Raw genomic sequence first — 2682 nt, 5'->3', positions numbered from 1 at the left:
ATCACGGCTGCGACCACGTCCTCGGCCACCAGAATTATTATCATTTATATGACTACGAGAGCCCGCTTCACGCGCTTCTTCTGAAGTGAACTCATGAGCATTTCCACTTCGATGGGCAGCTCTCCCTGCTTCACGAGCTTCTTCTGACGTGAACTCATGAGCATTTCCACTTTCATGAGCAGCTTTACCACCCTGACTCGCTATCTCACGTTGTCGGTCTGGGTCCATGCTCGCAAATCCACGATTTGATGTATTTGTATCATCATTTTGATTAGCCATATCTATACCGCCTTTGATTCTTCTTCGCGAAAGGTAAATAGCTTGTCTAAGTTAGAAGATATAAATTTAAGAATGAACCTGGCATATGTTTCTAATCTTATTAATGTAAAAGCGCTAAATAATATTCATATAAGAAACTTTAATTTAAGAATTTTTTTTTATTTTTTATTTACGAAAATAACAAGAAAGTCCCGTATATTTACCTATAAGAACTGAAGCTAAAAATATGGATTTCTATATAAACATATTGTCCATTTAACATAATGGTGATTATACGAAATTTGAGAAAAAACATTGATAAAGTACTACTATGTAGTACAATAAAATTACTACATAGTAGTAGATAGTATGGAAGCTTGATGTATACAATATGCGAAACATCTTTGTTCAGTAAGTTTTATTCAGACTATCGGACAGAAAAAGAATACAACGAGTTTAAAATTTTTCTTGCTTCCAATCCTGAAGTTGGTGATGTAGAACCTAACTCAGGAGGAATACGTAAAGTTCGTTGGGGATCTGGTAAGACACGTAAAAGCGGTGGAGTCAGAGTAATCTATTACAACCGTCTAGCTAACGGACAAATATGGTTACTTACCATTTATGGGAAATCTGCTGTTGATCAACTCGATAAAAAAGTACTACGTGCTTTAGTGGAGAAGTTAAATGAATCACTCAAATGATATTGTAAGCCGTGATGCTGAACGAGATATTGGTGCTGAATTACTTATGGCAGTAGATGAAATGCTTGCCAATGCTCCAGTCAAAACTTATACCATTACTCAAACTGATGTCGCTTTAGCTCGCCAAAAATCAGAGTTAAGCCAACGTGAATTTGCCGAAACTTTAGGTGTATCTGTGCGTACTTTGGAAAGTTGGGAACAAGGTGTACGTAAACCATCTAAAGCTGCACAATCCTTAATTAAGCTGTTTATCAAAGATCCTTCTTTTGTTAGAGAAGCTCTTAGCTAATTAAAAAAATATAGTAAAAATGGGAGCTTAGGCTCCCATTTTTAGATTCGTATAACGCGTATTATGTTAATTTTAGGAAAACTACACTTAGTCAAATTACACTTAGTCAAATTAAGTGCCATGATTAATTTTAATTATACTTTGAAATGATATAACATTACATTTATTTTTAAATTATTACTCATCATGACTCGTACGTTTGATCGGTTACAAGCAATAGATGCTTTAAGAGGTTTAGTAATTCTAATTATGATGTTAGACCATGTTAGAGAAACATTTTACTTACATCATCAAGTCACAGATCCAATGCTTATACCTGATACTGAAGGATTCCTTTTTTTTAGCAGAACTTTAGCTCATTTATGTGCACCTGTTTTTGTTGTTTTAACTGGACTGTCAGCGTATTTATATCAGAGTAAATATAATAGCTTAACAATGACAAGGGAATTTTTACTAAAACGAGGGCTATTCCTTATATTTCTTGAATTAGTGATCATTAATTTTGCTTGGACAGGTAGATTTCCACCAGATGTTATTTATTTACAAGTGATCTGGGCTATTGGACTAAGTATGGTTGCTTTATCATTGTTGATAAATATATCCAAAAAATGGCTTTGGTCAATCAGTTTAATTATCATCTTTGGACATAATTTATTAGAGCAAGTTTCTTTTTCAAATATTCCTATTCTTCAGAATTTTTGGTTTGTTTTATATGAGAGAGGTTGGATTGAGCTAGGTGAAATTCGTCTAAGAACCTCTTATCCAGTCTTACCGTGGATTGGTATTATCACACTAGGATATTGTATTGGCGGTTATATATTTGATGCTAGTAAAAACAATCATCGTCGCAATATAGCTTTACTTACTACAGGTATATTGAGTATTGGTCTATTTTTTATTTTAAGACTAATAAATCTATATGGTGATCAGGAATGGACTGTTCAACAGAATTTTCTTGAAACAGGGATGAGTTTTTTCAACCTAACTAAATATCCACCATCATTGCTATTTACACTTTTTAATGTAGGAATTGGATTTATTCTTCTAGCATTGTTAAATAAAGTTGAAGATAAGAAATGGGTTAAACCCTTAATAGTATTTGGTTCAGTACCTATGTTTTTCTATATCGTACATTTATTTCTTCTTAAAGCATTATATGCAATTTCTGTAGGGATATGGGGAACAAATCAAGGTGCATATTTTGGAGTAAATACTGTAATAAGTTTATGGTTTATAACAATTATGCTAAGTATATTGCTTTATCCATTAATGCTTAAATTCTCAAATTTTAAGCATAAAAATAAGCAAATAAAATTGCTTAAATATTTATAAGTTAACTTATAAATTAATGTGGTTCCATTAATTAGACCACTCAAACCCATTTTATAAGTGATAAATCTGCTCAAAATGGGAGCTTAAAGCTCCCATTTTTGA

At 32.6% G+C, this 2682-nt stretch carries 4 protein-coding genes; 3 read left to right on the top strand and 1 reads right to left on the bottom strand.

The window, feature by feature from the left end; translation table 11 throughout:
• A partial coding sequence (locus tag MWG72_RS15380; RefSeq protein ID WP_247144424.1) for a KGG domain-containing protein occupies window positions 1-279 on the bottom strand: 279 nt, incomplete at its 3' end.
• A 359-nt stretch (window positions 280-638) separates the two neighbouring features.
• On the opposite strand from MWG72_RS15380, the gene MWG72_RS15375 reads away from it, so the two are divergent.
• The 3 genes from MWG72_RS15375 (at window position 639) to MWG72_RS15365 (ending at window position 2580) form a co-directional block, all read left to right on the top strand.
• On the top strand, window positions 639-959 hold the full coding sequence (locus tag MWG72_RS15375; protein WP_247144423.1) for a transcriptional regulator: 321 nt from the start codon (window positions 639-641) through the stop codon (window positions 957-959).
• Window positions 943-1248, top strand: a complete 306-nt coding sequence (locus MWG72_RS15370; RefSeq protein ID WP_026444424.1) for a helix-turn-helix domain-containing protein — start codon at window positions 943-945, stop codon at window positions 1246-1248. Before MWG72_RS15375 ends, MWG72_RS15370 begins: the two co-directional genes overlap by 17 nt.
• Before the next feature lie 186 nt (window positions 1249-1434).
• Window positions 1435-2580 (top strand): acetyltransferase domain-containing protein, encoded by a 1146-nt coding sequence (locus MWG72_RS15365; RefSeq protein ID WP_026444423.1) that lies wholly within the window; start codon window positions 1435-1437, stop codon window positions 2578-2580.
• The last annotated feature ends 102 nt before the right edge of the window (window positions 2581-2682 follow it).

This window comes from Acinetobacter lwoffii (genome assembly GCF_022967985.1).
In the GTDB taxonomy this organism is placed as follows: domain Bacteria; phylum Pseudomonadota; class Gammaproteobacteria; order Pseudomonadales; family Moraxellaceae; genus Acinetobacter.
Note: the sequence above shows the minus strand (reverse complement) of the source record. Positions and strands in the feature narration are given on the sequence as shown.

Excerpts from the sequence above, each read along its gene's own strand:
- MWG72_RS15375 (WP_247144423.1), top strand. The coding sequence starts at position 639 with ATGTATACAATATGCGAAACATCTTTGTTCAGTAAGTTTTATTCAGAC.
- MWG72_RS15370 (WP_026444424.1), top strand. The coding sequence starts at position 943 with ATGAATCACTCAAATGATATTGTAAGCCGTGATGCTGAACGAGATATT.
- MWG72_RS15365 (WP_026444423.1), top strand. The coding sequence starts at position 1,435 with ATGACTCGTACGTTTGATCGGTTACAAGCAATAGATGCTTTAAGAGGT.